General features: G+C 46.0%; 11 protein-coding genes. 2 read left to right on the forward strand and 9 right to left on the reverse strand.

Annotation, left to right across the window (positions count from 1 at the left end; all coding sequences use genetic code 11):
• Positions 1-121: 121 nt before the first annotated feature.
• Positions 122-2,383, reverse strand: coding sequence for a glycogen/starch/alpha-glucan family phosphorylase (gene glgP, locus RWS24_RS06315; protein ID WP_314366155.1), 2,262 nt, complete (start codon positions 2,381-2,383; stop codon positions 122-124).
• A gap of 33 nt (positions 2,384-2,416) precedes the next feature.
• Positions 2,417-3,928, reverse strand: a complete 1,512-nt coding sequence (gene malQ / locus RWS24_RS06320; RefSeq protein WP_002899306.1) for a 4-alpha-glucanotransferase — start codon at positions 3,926-3,928, stop codon at positions 2,417-2,419.
• 436 nt (positions 3,929-4,364) lie between these two features.
• Here malQ and RWS24_RS06325 point away from each other — a divergent pair, with 436 nt between their 5' ends.
• Positions 4,365-5,348, forward strand: coding sequence for a LacI family DNA-binding transcriptional regulator (locus RWS24_RS06325; RefSeq protein ID WP_314366156.1), 984 nt, complete (start codon positions 4,365-4,367; stop codon positions 5,346-5,348).
• 117 nt (positions 5,349-5,465) lie between these two features.
• Positions 5,466-7,541 (forward strand): type I pullulanase, encoded by a 2,076-nt coding sequence (pulA, locus tag RWS24_RS06330; protein ID WP_314366157.1) that lies wholly within the window; start codon positions 5,466-5,468, stop codon positions 7,539-7,541.
• A gap of 43 nt (positions 7,542-7,584) precedes the next feature.
• On the opposite strand, the gene thrC is transcribed toward pulA, so the two are convergent.
• The 7 genes from thrC to RWS24_RS06365 form a co-directional block, all read right to left on the reverse strand.
• Positions 7,585-9,069 carry a threonine synthase gene (thrC, locus tag RWS24_RS06335; protein WP_314366158.1) on the reverse strand — a complete coding sequence of 495 codons (1,485 nt, stop codon included), beginning with the start codon at positions 9,067-9,069 and terminating at the stop codon, positions 7,585-7,587.
• A 112-nt stretch (positions 9,070-9,181) separates the two neighbouring features.
• Positions 9,182-10,264, reverse strand: coding sequence for a LysM domain-containing protein (locus tag RWS24_RS06340; protein WP_314366159.1), 1,083 nt, complete (start codon positions 10,262-10,264; stop codon positions 9,182-9,184).
• 212 nt (positions 10,265-10,476) lie between these two features.
• Positions 10,477-11,430 carry a hypothetical protein gene (locus RWS24_RS06345; protein WP_314366160.1) on the reverse strand — a complete coding sequence of 318 codons (954 nt, stop codon included), beginning with the start codon at positions 11,428-11,430 and terminating at the stop codon, positions 10,477-10,479.
• A 152-nt stretch (positions 11,431-11,582) separates the two neighbouring features.
• Positions 11,583-12,536 (reverse strand): hypothetical protein, encoded by a 954-nt coding sequence (locus RWS24_RS06350; protein WP_314366161.1) that lies wholly within the window; start codon positions 12,534-12,536, stop codon positions 11,583-11,585.
• A 199-nt stretch (positions 12,537-12,735) separates the two neighbouring features.
• On the reverse strand, positions 12,736-13,359 hold the full coding sequence (locus RWS24_RS06355; protein ID WP_314366163.1) for a V-type ATP synthase subunit D: 624 nt from the start codon (positions 13,357-13,359) through the stop codon (positions 12,736-12,738).
• Positions 13,356-14,750 carry a V-type ATP synthase subunit B gene (locus tag RWS24_RS06360; protein WP_002902006.1) on the reverse strand — a complete coding sequence of 465 codons (1,395 nt, stop codon included), beginning with the start codon at positions 14,748-14,750 and terminating at the stop codon, positions 13,356-13,358. Before RWS24_RS06360 ends, RWS24_RS06355 begins: the two co-directional genes overlap by 4 nt.
• The gene (locus tag RWS24_RS06365; RefSeq protein ID WP_314366166.1) at positions 14,737-16,527 is read right to left on the reverse strand and encodes a V-type ATP synthase subunit A; all 1,791 of its coding nucleotides are present in this window, start codon (positions 16,525-16,527) and stop codon (positions 14,737-14,739) included. Before RWS24_RS06365 ends, RWS24_RS06360 begins: the two co-directional genes overlap by 14 nt.
• Positions 16,528-16,695 lie beyond the last annotated feature (168 nt).

The raw sequence follows: 16,695 nt of genomic DNA on the forward strand, positions 1-16,695 counted from the left end.
TTGAAAACTTTAAAACTAGAATCCTCATCGCTTTGAATATCAAAAAGGAGAGGACTGATTTAGTCCTCTCCAGATTATAACTTTTCATCAACCCACTACAGTTGACAAAGAGCCAAGAATATTAGCTGTTCAAGTGCCATACTTCTTCTTCGTATTGAGCGATAGTACGGTCAGATGAGAAGAAGCCAGCTTTGGCGGTATTAACGATAACTTTGTCCATCCAAGCATCGCGGTCTTCGTAGTCCGCCAGCATGCGCTCTTTGACTTGGATATAGTCTTCTAGATCCAGCAAGGTCATGAACCAGTCCTTGCTGATCAACTCATTGTAAAGACGTTCCAAGCGTTCTGCTTTACCAACTGCCAATACTTCATCGCTGACGATAAAGTCAACCAACGGCTTGATAGCTTCACGTGCATAGTACTCACTAGACTTGTAAGCAGATTTTGCATAGAGGTCAATAACAGTCTCAGAATCTTCACCGAAGATATAGATGTTGTCTTCGCCGACCAGCTCTGCAATCTCAACATTCGCTCCGTCCATAGTACCAAGAGTCAAAGCACCGTTAAGCATGAACTTCATGTTACCAGTACCAGATGCTTCCTTAGAAGCCAGGGAAATTTGCTCAGAAATATCACCAGCTGCAATCAAGAAGCTAGACGCTGTAACATTGTAGTTTTCTACCATAACTACTTGCAGGTGTGGAGCCACTTGAGGGTCATTAGCAATCACTTCTGACAAGCAAAGGATGAGGTGGATGATGTCCTGTGCAATTGTGTAAGCAGGAGCAGCCTTACCACCGAAGAAGACAGTGATTGGACGAGCAGGGATGTTACCAGCCTTGATGTCCAGATACTTGTGGATAACGTACAGAGCGTTCATTTGTTGGCGCTTGTACTCATGCAGACGCTTGATTTGGATATCAAAGATAGATTCTGGATTGATTTCCACACCTTGGGCTTCCTTCAAGTGACGAGCCAATTTACGCTTGTTGTGAGCCTTGATGCCTTCCAATTTTTCTTTAACATTTGCAGCGCCAGTGAATTCCAACAAGCCTTCGAGCTTAGTTGCATCATGGTGCCAGTCGCGGCCCAGCAACTCATCTAGATAATGAGACAGACGTGGGTTGGCATGCATGAGCCAGCGGCGGAAAGTAATACCGTTGGTCTTGTTATTGAATTTTTCAGGGTAGATATCGTAGAAGGCCTTGAGCTCAGAGTTTTTCAGGATTTCTGTATGCAGAGCAGCAACCCCATTGACACTGTATCCGTAGTGGATATCCATGTGAGCCATGTGCACACGATCGTCCTCATCAATGATTTGCACTGCTGGATCTGCGTATTTAGCTTTCACGCGCTTGTCAAGCTCTTTGATGATTGGTACCAGATGCGGTACTACTTCTTTCAAGAATTCCAAAGGCCATTTTTCAAGAGCTTCTGCCAAAATCGTGTGATTTGTATAAGCAGTCATCTTCTGTACGATGGCAATTGCTTCATCCAAAACCAAACCACGCTCAGTCAAGAGACGAATCATTTCTGGGATAACCAGAGATGGGTGGGTATCATTGATTTGGATGACAGCGTAGTCTGCCAAGTCGTGCAGGTTGCTGCCTTTTTCAATCGCTTCGTCAATAATCAGCTGAGCACCATTTGAAACCATGAAGTACTGCTGGAAGATACGGAGCAATTCCCCTTGCTTGTCACTATCATCTGGATAGAGGAAGAGGGTCAAGTTGCGGGCAATATCTGTCTTATCGAAGTCAATACCGTCTGTGATGATATCCGCATCCACTGAGTCCAAATCAAAGAGACGAAGACGGTTCTTAGTTTCTGTCTTGTAACCTGGCACATCAATATCATAAAGAGTAGATGTCAGGGTGAAGTGAGCAAATGGCACTTGGTAGCTGCGGCTAGAGCGAACCAACCAGTTTTGCTCAGTCAGCCAGAAGTTAGGAATCGTTGTCTGTTCGTTGTTTTTCAAAACCTGTTGGAAAAGACCAAAGTGGTAGTTCAGTCCTACACCATCACCATTGAGGCCCAAGGTTGCAATAGAGTCTAAGAAGCAGGCAGCCAGACGGCCCAAGCCTCCGTTACCCAGAGACGGCTCCAACTCAACTTCTTCTACTTCGATCAAGTCTTTACCAGCATCTGCCAACTCTTGCTTCACATCATCGTAAAGTCCAAGGTTGATCAAGTTGTTAGACAAGAGTTTACCAATCAGGAACTCAGCTGAGATGTAGTAGAGTTTTTTCTTACCAGTGTTGACTGGCTTTTGAGCGCTGGCTAATTTAGTGTAGTTCAAAAGAGCCAAGTAAAGTTCTTCGTTGCTGCAATCAGCAAGATTTTTTGAATAAGTATTTTTGATATAAGTTTGTAAGTTTGACATGATTAATCCCTTCAAGCCTGATTCGGCTGTTCTTTATTCGTTAATTAAATCGGTATTCATACGACGGTATGTCTTGGTCAAGCTGTAAAGCTCACCTTCGACGATTGGATTCAGCTCTTCAGCTGTCATCCGCCAAGTCCAGTTGCCACCAATTGTGGATGGATAGTTCATCCGTGCTGCACTGTCTAATTCCAGCAGGTCTTGCATGGTCGCAATGGCCATAAAGCTGACTGAAGCAAAGATTGTGCGCAGCATTGCATGGGGTACTGTTTCGTACTCCTTACGGTTGGTGTACTGAGCCATGTACTGGCGAGTAGCGTCGTCAATCTCATCCTTGTACCAGCCCAGAACAGTATTGTTATCATGGGTTCCGGTATACATAACTGAGTTGTTTGGCGCCAGATGCGGGCTGTCGATGCTTTCATCATCAGGATTGAAGGCAAATTGCAAGATCTTCATTCCTGGGAAACCAGTGCGCTCGCGCAGCTCGATCACTTCATCCGTCATAAAGCCTAGGTCTTCTGCGATGATATTCAAATCACCCAAGGCTTCCTTAACCGCTGCAAAGAGCTTGTAGTCTGGACCTTTGACCCACTTACCAGAAGCAGATGTTTCTGAGCCAGCAGGTACTTCCCAGTAAGACTCAAAGCCGCGGAAGTGGTCGATACGGACAATGTCGTAAATCTTGAAGCTTTCACGCAGACGCTCAATCCACCATGCATAGCCATCTTTATCCATAGCTTCCCAGTCATAGATAGGATTGCCCCAAAGCTGGCCAGTTTCTGAAAATTCATCTGGCGGACATCCTGCCACACAAGTTGGCTTGCCAACAGCATCTGTCTTAAAGAAGTGAGGCTGTGCCCACACATCAGCACTGTCAGCTGCCACATAGATTGGCATATCTCCGACAATCTCGATGTGATGTTCATTAGCATAGGCTTTTAATCTTAACCACTGCTTAAAGAAGAGATACTGGGTCACACGATGGTAGGTCAGCTTGTCAGCCAGCTTTTCACGATAAGAAGCGAGGCTAGCTGCCTCACGGCGGCGGATGGCTTCATCTGGCCACTCTGTCCAAGCTAGATTATCAAAATGCTCTTTGATAGCCATGTACTCAGCGAAAACTTCCAGCCAAGCTGCATTTTGCTCCACAAAGCTCTCATAGTCAGACAGATCGTCTGCTTTCAAGAAGCGAGCAACTGCTTTTTCCATGATTGGACGGCGAGCATCAAAAATCTTTGCATAATCCACTTTTCTAGGATCATCTCCGAAATCAGCTCCCTTGACATCTGCCTCGTTCAGCAAACCTTCTTCTATCAGAATATCAAAATCGATAAAGTAGGTATTCCCCGCAAAAGCAGAGAAAGACTGATAAGGAGAATCACCATAACTGGTAGTTCCCAGTGGCAAAATCTGCCAATAGCGCTGCTTGGTGCGAACCAAGAAGTCTACAAAATCATAAGCACTTTGGCCAAAAGATCCGATACCGTACTTGCCCGGAAGGGATGAAATGTGCATGAGCACGCCGCTTTGACGTTTTTTCATTTTGTCACCTCGTTATTTTTCCTCTACGCCTTTTCATTTTTACTTAATGCAAACGTTTGCGTCGACTTGATTATAACCTATTTTTTTTTTTAGTGCAAGGGGTTTTTGAGATTTTTTTCAATTTATTGGTTAATGGATATAATGCTCTTTTAGGACTATCCTACTGCCCCAATTGTTTACCGTTTTTCTCTTCTTGCAAGCGTTCTCTTTTTGTGTTAAAATGTTCTTACAAACAGAAAACGTTTGCGTTTACTGAGAAACTGCTTTATACTTGCTTTTTTGACCACAATAGTCAGGCAAAATTACTGACCCTACTAGCTATTTTTGGCACAGGTTTGCATGACTCTTAGAAAGCAAGTGCTTCTAGCTAGTAGAATTAAAATAGTTCATGTTATCGTAAGGATTTCCAGCAAATGCAGGCCTTTAGGAGGTTTTTATGCGAGTTACTATCAAAGAAGTCGCAAAACTAGCAGGCGTATCACCCTCTACCGTGACCCGCGTCGTGCAAAATAAATCAACCATCAGTGAAGAAACTAAAAAACGGGTCCGCGCTGCTATGAAGGAGCTGGACTATCATCCCAATCTCAATGCCAGAAGTCTGGTCAGCCAGTCCAGCCAAGTCATCGGCTTGGTCCTGCCAGACGACTCAGATGTCTTCTATCAAAACCCTTTTTTCCCAACTGTATTGCGGGGGATTTCTCAGATTGCTTCTGACTATGACTATGCCATCCAGATTAGCACAGGGCAAGATGAAGAACACCGCTTGGAAAATATGAAGCAGATGATTTTAGGAAAGCGGGTAGACGGACTGATCTTCCTTTATTCTAAGCAGGACGATCCTTTGGTTGACTTTGCAGTCAGAAACAACTTCCCCTTCCTTATCCTAGGGAAAGCTGTCTCACCTTTCATCTCTCTGGTAGACAATGACAATATTAAGGCCGGCTATGACGCGACCAGATATTTCTTAGACAAGGGCTATCGGAAAGTCGCCTTTCTAGCCGGGAATAAGGAGCTAGTCGTTTCCCAGGATCGTTACACAGGCTACAAGCAAGCCCTGAATGAAGTAAGTCTGCCTTTTGATGAACGCATTATCAAATTTGCCTTCGGTTTCCTTCTAGAAGACAACAGTTACAAGATTATGGAGGAGCTGCCGCTGGATGAGATTGAAGCCATCGTAACCTCCGATACTCTGGTAGCAGAAGGAGCCCTGCACTATCTCAAAGATCAGGACTACCAGATTCCCATTATCACCTTTGATTCTATCAAACCGCGCATTGATGTGGATGCCTATATCGATATCAATGCCCTCGAGCTTGGGAAAGAGTCCTTCCGGACCCTCTTCCAAATCATCAAGGACAATAAAGAAGACAAGCAAATCTGCTATCGCCAGCTGATTCCGCATAGCATCAGCACTCGCTAATCCGAGTGCTTTTGCTCATTCATCAACGATTCACATATCGGCCTTGTCCCAACCAGGGCAGAGCCCTAAACTCAAAACAATTACCCAAAGAGAAACTAACAAAGAAAGAGGAAAAACATGGCCTTTCGTATTTTTCAAGCCTATTTAGATGACGAAAATATCATCACCATCGAACTGGAAAAGAGCTTTGAAGCCTATTCCATCCACTTTACACTGGAAGACAAGCACAGCTCCAGCCCTTTAACTATCAAAAATATCAACAATCAGGAAGAGCGGATTATCTATACCGTGTCGGCTAATGAGCCCATTGACCTGACGCAATCCTACAAGGTCTATGACCAAGACCGCAACCATACTGACCTGCAGTACCGCCATATCGTGAAAAAGCCTATTTTCGATGAGATTTTTGACTATGCAGGCGACGATTTGGGAGCTCAGTACAGCCCCCAAGCCACCGACTTCAGACTCTGGGCACCCATTTCCGAAAAAGTCCTCCTACATCTGAAAGACCAGGTTCACCATCTCAAACGTCTGGATAGGGGAGTCTGGCATACTCGGATTGAAGGAGATTTAGAGGGGGCCTCCTATTCTTATCTCCATAAGATCAATGGCAAGTGGGTGGAAGTCCACGACCCCTACGCCCTATCCTCAGATGTCAATTCGGGCAACAGCTATGTCATCGATCTAGACAAGATTAAAAAGCCTATCAAACGAGCAAAAACACAGCTGAATCCGACAGAAGCCGTCATTTATGAAATGAGCGTCCGCGATTTTTCTATGCAGAAAGAAGTTGGTTTCTCCTATCCTGGGAAGTTTGCCTCGCTGAGCGAATCTCCAGTCGTCCACGGTCAGAAGTTCGGTCTGGACTATCTGAAAGAGCTAGGTATCAGCCATGTGCAGCTTATGCCTGTCTACGATTTTGGCAGCGTTGATGAAAAGCATCCTGAGCTCGTCTACAACTGGGGCTACGACCCTGTCCAGTATAATGTACCAGACGGCAGTTTTGCCAGCGACCCACGAGATCCCCATGCCCGTATCATAGAGCTGCAGGCGGCCATTACTGCCTACCACAATGCTGATATCAGCGTCATCATGGATGTGGTCTACAATCATGTCTATGACGCCAACAGCTATGCTTTTGAAAAAATCGTGCCCGGCTATTTTTTCCGGCTCAATGACATGGGCTACCGGACCAACGGAACCTTCTGCGGCAATGATGTAGCCAGTGAGAAGGCCATGGTCCGCCGCTATATCAAGCAGTCGGTCAAGCAATGGGTTAGCCTCTATGGTTTTGACGGCTTCCGCTTTGATCTGATGGGGATTTTAGATATCCAAACCATGCAGCAGATAGCTGACGAACTCAAGGCGCTCTATCCTAACATCTATCTCTATGGTGAAGGCTGGCAGATGGATACTGGATTGGCAAATGAGCGATTGGCCCATCAGTACAATGCTTCCCAACTGCCCGATTATGGATTTTTCAGTGACCATTTCCGCGACAGTCTCAAGCAGACCATCGCCCAAGGCCGGCAAATTGAGAGCAAGACTCCTGCCAGTCAGCTTGAAAATGTCCTGACAGCCAATGTTGGTCTAAAAGGCGAGGCTCACTTCACAGCGCCCCAGCAGGCTATTAATTATGTCGAGTGCCATGACAATGCAACGGTTTTTGATTACTTTGACATCGTCAACCCTGCTATCACCCTGCGGGATCGGCTGGCCAATTCGCGGTTGGCTCTCCATTTCGTCCTGCTGGCTCAAGGTGTTCCCTTTATCCACAGCGGTCAGGAATTTTTCCGGACTAAAAATCTGATTGACAACACCTATAATATGCCCGACGAGATTAATAAGCTAGACTGGCTGCGCTCTTTGCATTACACAGAAGACATCGCTTTTGTCAAAAAGCTGATTGCCTTTCGCAGGGCACATCCGCTGCTGCATCTAAAGACCAGCACCGCCATCAAGCAAGCCTGTCAGGTCAACTGGCTGACAGACAGTTTATTGGAGTACAAGATTCAAGACAGCAAAGAAAGTATGACAATCGTCATCAACTTTGGCAACCAAGAGGCTGTCTACGAAAACAAAAACAAGCAGAAGCTACACCTCCAATACCCAGCCATTGATGCCCAAAAACCAATCGCACCGCTAGCTGACAGTTACAGCCTAGCTGGCAAGCAGTTGATTGTGTTGAAATAGATTATGAAACATCAGCCAATGAATAAGCTGATGTTTTTGTTTTTTATAATCCCAAATAATCCTCGACTGCTGCCTGCATTTGATCTGCAGCGACCGTCGTTTTGTGGCGAACGGGGGCAGTTTCTAAGCCGTCCACAGCTGGTGGAAGGGCTACGCCAGAAAGTTCGTGCAGTTGGCCCAAAGCCTCAAAGTCACTGAGTCCTGTTTGACCGGTCACAGCCTCAACGGCTACAACTGGGAATTTATATGGACTAGCGGTAGACGCAATAACAGTCTTGCGCTGATCCCCTGTTTCTGCCAAGTATTTTTGATAGACAGCAGACGCAACGGCAGTATGAGGGTCTTCGATGTAGTCAGAGGCCTGGTAGACCCGCTTGATTTCAGCAGCTGTTTCTTCCTCTGTCGCATAGTCAGCCGCAAAGAGCTCTAAAATTTCAGCATCAAAGTCCGTCAGTTCATACTGTCCATGCTCATTCAGAGCCGCCATCAAAGCAGCTGTTTTCTCAGAGCTGTTACCAGATAGATGGAAAATCAAACGCTCCAAGTTAGAGGAAACAAGAATATCCATGGATGGACTAGATGTCACCTTGAAGCTCCGCTTCTTGTCATAAACGTGGTTCTTGAAGAAGTCAGTCAGGACATTGTTTTCATTCGATGAACAGATCAGCTTGCCAACTGGCAGACCGATTTGCTTGGCATAGTAGGCCGCCAAAATATTACCAAAGTTCCCTGTCGGAACGGTAAAGTTGACCTTGTCTCCTGCTGTGATTTCTCCCGTCTTCACCAGCTGAGCATAAGCATAGACATAGTAGACAATCTGAGGCACCAAACGGCCGATATTCATGGAATTAGCAGATGAAAACTGCAGCTTATGCTCCAGAAGACGAGCCCGTAGGTCTGTGTCATTGAACATGTGCTTAACATTGGTCTGGGCATCGTCAAAGTTGCCATCAATAGCCACCACATGCGTATTGGCACCTGTCTGCGTCGTCATTTGCAGCTCTTGGACCTTGCTGACACCATCTTTCGGATAAAAGACGATAATCTCAGTTCCTGGAACATCCGCAAAGCCTGCCATAGCCGCCTTGCCTGTGTCGCCAGAAGTAGCTGTCAGAATAACAATTTTGTTTTCCAAGCCGTGCTTTTTGGCTGCGGTTGTCATCAGATGAGGCAGGATGGACAAAGCCATGTCCTTAAAGGCAATGGTCGCTCCGTGGAAAAGTTCTAGATTATACTGACCATCCAGCTTGACCAAGGGAGCAATCGCCGCATCATCAAACTTGCTGTCATAGGCATGGTTGATACAGTGGTCCAGCTCTGCTTCAGAAAAATCATCCAAAAAAGCAGACAAAACCAGCTTGGCTACTTCCTGATAAGAAGCGTCTTTGAGCTTGGCAAAGTCTAAATCGACCTGCGGATAGGTAATAGGCGTAAAGAGCCCGCCGTCTGTTGCCAAGCCTTGCAGAATCGCCTGGCTAGCTGTTACTCTATTCTTTTCGTCGCGTGTTGATTGATAAACTAAGGTCATTCTCTCTCATCCTTTATCTGTAGTTCGCTTTATTATACCAAAATTTATCAGAAAATTCTCGCTTTTTCACAGAGAATATAAGAAAAAGCCCATTTCTGGGCTTGTATCCATCTTATTCATTCATAGATACGTGAACGTGGTCGTAATGGTTTTCAGTTACGCTGCCACGGTCTGGCATTTGGTTCCAAGTATTAGCTGGTCCATAAATGCTTTCAAATGGTGCATAGAACTGTTGCTGCCAGATAACGTAAGAGATTCCTCTTTCAGTCATGTTAGAAGTAACATCGGCTGCGACCTGGTTTCCTAATTCAGTATTCTCACCAACGATAAAGTCAGCCGCCAAGCCCTTACCATGGTCACCACTATCACCTGGGCGGTAGAGACTAAATTCTGTAATTCCATATTTAGCTGCTATCTCTTCTTTCAAAGCTGCAGTTTGTGGCTGAAGACCTTCATTAGCAGGATTGTTAGTTGTTACGCTAGCAGCATCTGTTACAGCTGGAGCATTGTAAGTTGTTGGTTCAACAGCGGCAGTTGCTTGATTGACTTGGTCTTGGCCTAATTCAGTCACCTCTGGAGCTTCTGGACTTGCAGCCACTGCTGGCTGTGGCGCTGCTTCTACAGGAGCTGCTGCATTTTCTTCCGCAGCTGGGGCTGCTTCACTTGCAACTTCTGCTACTGGGGCAGGAGCTTCTTCAGCAGGCGCTGGTGCTTGGTCTGCTGGAGCTGCAACAGCTTCCTCAACAGCTGGAGCTGGAGTTTCTGCTGGTTGAGCAGGAGTTGCGGGTGCTGCTTGCTCAGTACCAAAAATCTCGTCAGCTGTATAACTTTCTGTTACATATCCTGCGTTATTTCCTGCTTGGTAGCTTTGGATTTCTACAGAGGCAATTTCATTTTGTCCATTTGTTGTAACGGTCAAAACAGTACCTGGGAAAATCAAGTCAGCATTGGCAATTTGGTTGATTTTAGCTAAGTCAACAAGGTCAATGTTCATCGCTTGAGCGATATTGCCTAAAGTGTCTCCATATTGAACAGTGTACGTTTGTTGGTTTTCATTACTCGTAATATCCGCTTTAATTTGCTCAACTGTTCTGGCAGTCCAGTTTTGTGGCTGCTCCTCAGCTTTCGTTGTCAACAAAGGCAATGCTGACAAAGCAACAGTTGAAGCCAAAAGTAATTTCTTATTCATTTTCATATGCAAAATGCACCTTCCTAATCATTCATGATACGAAAACCATCTTACCATAAATTTTCTAAGAAAAAAGCCTTTTTCGACCTATTTAACAAAACTGTCTGCCCCCTGTAATATGGAGATTTGTTTGTAACATATAAATATTTGCAATAAGTAAAAGAACCCCATTTAGAGGGGTTCTGTTTTTTCTTTTGGACTTCTAGAACTTAATGAAGTTACTCCTTTTTCTCTTGTTGCTCTTTCCAGTTGAGGTAGTCCTGATAGCTTTGTATAGGATAGTCTGTTAAGGGCTGGCTATTCTTGTTATATCTATTCTCAACAAGATAAACTGTCAATACCTCTTCTCCTTCTGGCGCCAGCCAATGAAGCATATGGTTAAACCAATCCTCTGAGCTTACCATAGTAAATCGTGGATAGATGGTGCCTTTTGCATCTAATATCTTCATCACTTCAGGGTACTCTTTGGATAAATTTATTTTAGCTTCATTCTTGGAAGATGTACTATGCAATGTGTTGCTCAATAAGAAACCATTCTCATCTGCTACCTTTGCCAAGGTCGTACGATTGGTATCTGCATATAAATCATGATCTAGTGAAGAAGGTCTATCATCGAAAGCATTATTATTGCTATAGTCTTCTGGGATGTCACTGATTTCATGCGTCTCTAAATTCAGAAACACTTTCTTATCCTTGTCCGAATCCTTTTCCCCTTCAGGACGAATCGTCACAGTAAGATAGTCCACTTCTTGATAATGGACGAGATAGTTTGACATGATTGGAAAATAAGATGGATTATATGACCGAACAGCCTGATAGAGGTCTACCTTTTGGGAAGGATACCCCTCCTGATCCAAGTCAAAGATAACCACATTCCAGTATTCTTCCTTTCGTTGAGGATGGTCTGGTACACGTTTCCCATCTACTTTATCAAGAATACGTCCCTCCTCGCTAATGGTATATCGTTTCCCTGCAGCCCCCCCTCTCGTTATAGCCACAAATTGCTTATTTTCTCCAAATACAATAATATCACGAGAGGTTATTGCTTCAAAAGTACGATAAGTTTTTTTCTCTTTATGGGCGCTTCTATTTAAGTAGAAAAAACTAAACAAGCCCAAAGCTAACACAAGGAGAAGCCCAGCGCCCCATATCAATGTTTTCTTATTCTTCATCGCTTCCCTCATCATTCTACCAGTCTATAGTCCTGTCGGCCATCGGTATATTTTAAGGAGCCTGCAGAGTTTATAAGTGCCGCCTCCATCGCTTTAAAACTTGTACGAGCCGAGGTTAGACGTGTCGGACTAATATCTTTTTGTCCCATAAGTTACTCCTTTTTCTCTTGTTGCTCTTTCCAATTGAGGTAGTCCTGATAGCTTTGTATAGGATAGTCTGTTAAGGGTTTCGCATTGCTTGCATAGGGTCTGTCAACGGGATAGACCGTTAAATCACTTTCTCCCTCTGGCGCCAGCCAATGAAGCATATGGTTAAACCAGTCCTCCGACGTTACGACACCCTGACGACCATACACTGTACCTCCTCTGTCTAAAATTTCTTTAACCTGAGGATTTTCGCTTGTTAAATTAATCCTGCCACCTTTTTTGGAGGTATCCCTTGTCAAGTGATCTAACAGGACGTAGCCATTTTCTTGAGCAATAGCATCTAAAGTTGTCGCATTGACATCTCTAGATAAAGTGGGATTGGAAGGATCAGCCCAGTGATTTTTTGGATTAAGCTTTTTATAATCTTCTGGAATCTCACTGATTTCATGCGTCTCTAAATTCAGAAACACTTTCTTATCCCTGTCCGAATCCTTTGCTCCTTTAGGCCTGATAATCAAACATAAATAATCTGTTCCTTGGTAATGGGTAATATAGTCAGAATCAATTGGAAAATAAGATGAATTATATGACCGAACAACCTGATAAAGATCCACCTTTTGGGAAGGATATCCCTCCTGATCCAAGTCAAAAATGACCAAGTTAAAATACTCGCCTTTTCGCTGAGGGTGGTTTGGCACATGCTCGCCATCTACTTTATCAAGAAGATGCCCTTCTTGACTGACTGTATATCGCTTCCCCGGCCCCCAGCCTCCTGCCATCGCTACAAATTGTTTGTTTTCTCCAAATGATATGATATCACTTGATGTAATTGATTTAAAAGTATTATATGTTTCATCCTTATTCGAAGTTCGTCTATTGAAATAGAGAAAACTAAACATCCCCAAAGCTAGCACAAGGAGAAGCCCAGCGCCCCATACCAATGTTTTCTTATTCTTCATCGCCACCCTCATCATTCTACCATTTTATAGTCCTGACGGCCATCGGTATATTTATTGAAGCTAACAGCGTTCGTCTTGTCCCATTATACCATACAAGAGATAGGGTAAGAAAGAGAGTGTAAAAAAAGAACTAGAGTCAGATTCATCGAATCCATCGTCCAGCTCCTATTTTTCAGTCGTTTTTTAACGCCTCCACATCTTACTTCACCTTCATCATTCGGACGAGGCTGGCCCGTTCGGCTTCTTCGAGTTTCATTTCAATGTAGTAAATCGTTTCTTTGAGGTCAGGGATGGTAGCATACTCTAGTCCGTTGACCCGACGGCGGGTTTTCTCGATTTCATCCGCCATGAGCTGGCAGCTTTTTTCAATCTCAGCTAGTCGCAGCAGGTCAGGAAGCAGATCGCTCATGCTTTCAATGGTTTCATCCATCTGGCTGTTAGACGCCACATAGCTATAAACCACGTCTCCCTCGTCATCACCGTAGGGATTGTCAATATGGGCGTGCATCTTGGGCACGCGCACACTCATGATATTCTCCGTTTCCACATGCAGATTGATTGTCCGCATGGGCACAGCGAAAATCTCCTCGACCATGAGGTCACTCTCCAGCGCCTTGGCCATGACAAAATCCTGTAGATGACCGACCAGGGCGGATTCAACCTTTTGGCGAAGCTGATTGTTCTCACGGACAGACTCAATGAAGCGCCGCATCAGCTCATCCCGCTTATCCTTGAGCAGTTTATGCCCGCGGACAGCCGTTTTGAGACGGGCTTTTAAGTTATTCAGCTCCATCCGAGTCGGCTTGACATTGAGTCGCGTCATCTTTCTTCCTCCTTGGTCTGCGGCAGGTATTGGTCAATCATATCGTCCTTAATCCGCTTAAGCTCTGTTCTTGGCAAGATGGATAGGAGTTCCCAGCCCAGATCCAAGCTTTCCTCAATGGTTCGATTGGTCTGGAAACCTTGATTGATGTATTCCTGCTCGAAGCGGTCAGTAAAGCGCACATAGAGCTTGTCCGTTTCGGACAGGGCGGATTCCCCCAAAACGACAGCCAACTCCTTGGCTTGCTTACCTTGCGCATAGGCAGCAAATAGTTGGTTCATAGTCGCAGCATGGTCTCCCCTAGTCTTACCCTCACCTGAACCCTTGTCCTTGAGACGAGACAGAGATGGCAGGACATTGATGGGCGGACGATAGCCGCTGTTGTAGAGATCGCGTGAAAGGATAATCTGCCCCTCTGTAATATAACCCGTCAAGTCTGGAATCGGATGGGTAATATCATCCTCTGGCATGGACAGGATCGGAATCTGCGTCACCGATCCTTTCTTGCCAACTAGACGTCCAGCCCGCTCATAAAGGGTGGACAAGTTAGTATAGAGGTAACCCGGATACCCACGGCGGCCCGGCACTTCACGACGAGCTGCGGAAACTTCCCGCAGGGCCTCACAGTAGTTGGTCATGTCAGTCATGATAACCAGAACGTGCATGTCCTTTTCATAAGCCAGGTACTCAGCTGCTGTCAGGGCAATCCGCGGCGTCGCAATCCGCTCAATAGCCGGATCATTAGCCAGATTGATAAAGAGCACCGAGCGGTCAATGGCTCCCGTCTCCCGGAGGTCATTCATGAAGAACTCGGCTTCTTCAAAGGTAATCCCCATGGCCGCAAAGACCACGGCGAAGTTTTCATCAGAGTTAAGCACGGTAGCCTGACGGGCGATTTGAGCAGCTAATTCCTTGTGTGGCAGACCAGAGCCAGAGAATACTGGCAGTTTTTGCCCCCGAACCAAGGTATTGAGGTGGTCGATAGCCGAAATTCCAGTCTGAATAAACTCATCCGGATAATCGCGAGCTACTGGATTGATGGCTTGACCGTCAATATCCAGATATTTTTCTGGCAGGATAGCTGGACCGCCATCAATCGGCTTGCCCATTCCATTGAAAATCCGTCCCACCATGTCTTCTGACACTGGCAGCTCTAGTGGACGGCCGGTAAAGCGAACCTTGGCTTTTTCCAGATTGATACCGCTAGATCCCTCAAAAAGCTGGACCATAGCCTTGTCTTCTTGGACTTCCAGAACCTGGCCCTGACGCTTGCTACCGTCATGCAGCTGGATTTCTACCAATTCATTGAAATGCACGCCAGCGACTTGGTCGACAATCATCAGAGGGCCGACAACTTCACTGACGGTGCGGTATTCTTTAATGACGCTCATTGTCTAGTCCTCCTTGGGCAAGAATCTGGTGCAGGGTTTCCTCGATAGTCTGACTGAGGGCCTGAATTTTTTCCAACTGGTCTTCATGGATAAACTTGCTGCGGGCAATTCGGTCACGCAGCTCCACCGTTCCTTCCATGATTTCCCGGAAATAAGCCCCAAGCTCCAAGGCACGATTGGCCTCCGCATCGAAGGTCAGAATATTGCTCAATAAAGCCACCTGTTTTTTGAAAGAAGTATAGGTGTCAACATCATCAAAGGCATTCTGCTGCAGGTAGTCCTCGCGGATCATCTTGGCTGCATTCATAGTCAGCCGGTCCTTTTCAGACAAGGAATCCAAGCCAACCAAGCGCACGATTTCCTGCAGTTCACTTTCCTTTTGCAGGATATTCATGGCCTTGGTGACTTTTTCTGCCCAAGCAATCTTCTCATGCTGGTCAATATATGCTCCCACTTCGTCTAGATAGAGCGAGTAAGAGCTTAACCAGTTGATAGCTGGGAAATGCCGGCGTTGAGCCAGCTGGGCATCCAAGCCCCAGAAGACCTTGACAATCCGCAGGGTATTTTGCGTCACCGGCTCAGAAATATCTCCACCCGGAGGTGATACAGCTCCGATAGCGGTTATAGAGCCTTCGCGCGCAGTTGAACCGAGTGTCTTGACCCGACCAGCCCGCTCATAATACTCAGCAATCCGGCTGCCAAGATAGGCTGGATAGCCTTCGTCACCTGGCATTTCTTCCAGACGGCCGGACATTTCCCGCAGGGCTTCTGCCCAGCGAGAGGTGGAGTCCGCCATGATGGCCACGGAATAACCCATGTCACGGAAGTATTCTGCAATAGTAATCCCTGTGTAAATCGACGCTTCCCGGGCTGCCACCGGCATATTAGAGGTGTTGGCAATCAGCACTGTCCGCTGCATGATGGACTGGCCAGTCGATGGGTCGATTAGTTCTGGAAATTCATTGAGTACGTCGGTCATCTCATTGCCACGCTCGCCGCAGCCGACATAGATAACGATGTCAACATTGGCAAACTTGGCCACCTGGTGCTGAACGACAGTCTTACCAGCTCCGAATGGTCCTGGTACAGCAGCTGCCCCACCCTTGGTCACTGGGAAGAAGGTATCAATGACCCGCTGACCTGTCACCAAAGGCTCAACCGGAATCAGTTTTTGAGCAAAAGGACGCCCACGACGGACTGGCCATTTTTGCATCAGAGTCCCTTTAAAGATAGACCCGTCCGCCTGCTCAATCTCATAAACAGTCTCTTCAACAGTGAAACTACCTGCTGAGATGTTGGCCAAGCGGCCACTGACGCCTACCGGCACCATGATGCGGTGCTCCACCAGATTGGTCTCCTGCACTGTACCCAGAATATCGCCAGCCTCAACTGCATCTCCAACAGACAGACTTGGAACGAAATCCCACTTAGTCTCTCGGTCTAGATTTGGCAGTTGGACACCGCGGATGAGGAAGTCGCTCTCCGTGATGGTCTGGAAACGCTCCAAAGGCCGCTGAATCCCGTCAAACATCTGAGAAATCAGACCTGGTCCCAGCTCAACGGACAGAGGACTTCCAGTCGTGATGACCGGCTCTCCCGGACCCAAGCCAGAAGTTTCCTCATAAACCTGAATAGAGGCTTGGTCCCGCCGCATTTCAATAATTTCACCGATCAGCCCCAAATCGCCAACCCGGCAGATATCCTGAATATTCGCTTCCTGCATCCCTGATGCCAGCACCAGAGGACCAGAAACTTTGATAATCTTTCCTTGACTCACAATCTTCCTCCATTCTTGGGAGATTTTTGTTCCTTTTCAATGAAAATCAAAGAGCAAACTAAGTTAGATACGGACCTAGTTTGAATTTAATTTCCAAAGAGTGTTTTTTGATCCTTGCCGCGAGTTTGAAATCTTTCTTAGCTAACTCTACGGCAAGTATTGTTTCTT

The organism is uncultured Streptococcus sp. (assembly GCF_963528215.1).
Classification (GTDB): domain Bacteria; phylum Bacillota; class Bacilli; order Lactobacillales; family Streptococcaceae; genus Streptococcus.

Coding starts and splice junctions, on each gene's coding strand:
- glgP (WP_314366155.1), bottom strand. CDS start 2,383: ATGTCAAACTTACAAACTTATATCAAAAATACTTATTCAAAAAATCTT.
- malQ (WP_002899306.1), bottom strand. CDS start 3,928: ATGAAAAAACGTCAAAGCGGCGTGCTCATGCACATTTCATCCCTTCCG.
- RWS24_RS06325 (WP_314366156.1), top strand. CDS start 4,365: ATGCGAGTTACTATCAAAGAAGTCGCAAAACTAGCAGGCGTATCACCC.
- pulA (WP_314366157.1), top strand. CDS start 5,466: ATGGCCTTTCGTATTTTTCAAGCCTATTTAGATGACGAAAATATCATC.
- thrC (WP_314366158.1), bottom strand. CDS start 9,069: ATGACCTTAGTTTATCAATCAACACGCGACGAAAAGAATAGAGTAACA.
- RWS24_RS06340 (WP_314366159.1), bottom strand. CDS start 10,264: ATGAAAATGAATAAGAAATTACTTTTGGCTTCAACTGTTGCTTTGTCA.
- RWS24_RS06345 (WP_314366160.1), bottom strand. CDS start 11,430: ATGAAGAATAAGAAAACATTGATATGGGGCGCTGGGCTTCTCCTTGTG.
- RWS24_RS06350 (WP_314366161.1), bottom strand. CDS start 12,536: ATGAAGAATAAGAAAACATTGGTATGGGGCGCTGGGCTTCTCCTTGTG.
- RWS24_RS06355 (WP_314366163.1), bottom strand. CDS start 13,359: ATGACGCGACTCAATGTCAAGCCGACTCGGATGGAGCTGAATAACTTA.
- RWS24_RS06360 (WP_002902006.1), bottom strand. CDS start 14,750: ATGAGCGTCATTAAAGAATACCGCACCGTCAGTGAAGTTGTCGGCCCT.